Source organism: Nonomuraea sp. NPDC005650 (genome assembly GCF_040605375.1).
Lineage (GTDB): Bacteria > Actinomycetota > Actinomycetes > Streptosporangiales > Streptosporangiaceae > Nonomuraea.
Map to the genome: position 1 here is coordinate 1 of NZ_JBEXCR010000135.1, position 1506 is coordinate 1506.

Here is a 1506-nt window from a genome sequence, read left to right on the forward strand (position 1 = left end):
GGTCGCGTCCTCGGAGCGGTGTAAAAGGCTCAACGAGGTAGGTGCCGTGAGTGGATCTTAGGCGGCGGCCGTCTCGGGTGTCGAGTCGGTCGCTGAGGTGGCTGTCGAGCGGAGCGAGGTGGGCGGGGACAGCAGGGCCCGCCGCAGATCCTGCAGCGTGCGTAGGCCCTTGCTGGTGCTGGTGAAACCGCGCCAGCCTCGGGCGGCGCGGTCCAGGACGGCCCAGACCAGGGACACGCAGGAGGTTTCGCCGGGGAAGCGGCCGATGACCTTGACGCGGCGGCGGGTCTCGCCGAAGGTGCGCTCGATGAAGTTGGAATGGCGGATGCGCTTGTGGTGCTCGGGCGGGAAGCGCAGGTAAGCCGTCAGTGAGGCGCGGTCGGCCAGCAGGCTCTTGACCGCGGCCGGGTAGCGTGCGCCCCACGTGTCGGCGAAGGCGTCGATGCGCCGCTGGACCCACTCCACCAGGGCCTGGCCTGGCTCCGTCTCCTCGCCCAGGCTGCTGGTGTCGAAGATGTCCCAGTAGGCCGCCTTGACTTCGGCCTGGTCACCGGCGCTGACCTTGGAGAGCACGTTGCGGCATTTGTGGATCACGCAACGCTGGCGCAGCGACGCGGGCAAGACCTGCTCAGCGGCGCTGATGAGGCCGGGTGCGCCGTCGGAGATGACCAGCAGCGGCGGGCGCAGGCCGCGCCCGGCCAGGTCGGTGAGGAAGTCGTGCCAGGCGTCGGTGGATTCGGCGGCTGCGGCGGACAGCCCGACGAAGACGGGCTTGCCGTCGCAGGTGATGCCCCAGGCGGCTAGGACCGGCTCGGCCCGCTGCCCGTCGTGCATCTTGAAGTGAGAGGCGTCCAGGAACAGATAGTCCAGCTCGATTCCGGAAAGCTCGCGCCGGCACCAGGCGTCGTACTCGGCCACGATGGCGTGGCAGATTGTCGAGACCGTCGATTTGGACAGCGCGGCTTCGGGGCCGAGCGCATCGGCCAGCGCTCCTTCGACGTCGCGTACGGACAAACCACGCACGAAAGAGGCGATCACCAGGGTTTCGAGCGCGTTGGTGCGGGTCACTCCGGTGCCGAACAGGCGGGAGGCGAAGGCTTCGGTGGTGCCGCGGAGCTTGGGCCGGGCGATGGTGACCGGCCCTGAGGTGGTCTTGACCGTGGTCGGGCAGTGGCCGTTGCGGTAGCCGGGCCGCACTGCGGTCTTCTGCTCGTCGTCGCTGGTGACAGCGGCGGCGCGCTGGTATCGGGCGCGGCCGAGGAAGGCTTCCACTTCAGCCTCGACAGCGGTCTGGATTATGAGCCGGGCGCCGAGACGAGCGACGTCCTCGATGACCTCGACGAGGTCACGGCCCTCGGCGAACAGGGCGTCGATCTCGGCGCGGATGGCCTGAATGGGCGGTAATGTGCGTGCCACGAGCGTAGGTCCTTGTGTCGTGCGAACTTTGGTCGGTTCAACACGGCAACCTACGCTCGTTTCCTTTTACACCGCAGCTCGGACGCGACC

General features: G+C 68.5%; 1 protein-coding gene. It reads right to left on the reverse strand.

Features of this window, described 5'->3' with window-relative positions:
* Positions 1–57: 57 nt before the first annotated feature.
* Positions 58–1416, reverse strand: a complete 1359-nt coding sequence (locus ABZS69_RS67025) for an IS256 family transposase (RefSeq protein WP_355395659.1) — start codon at positions 1414–1416, stop codon at positions 58–60.
* Between the last annotated feature and the right edge of the window lie 90 nt (positions 1417–1506).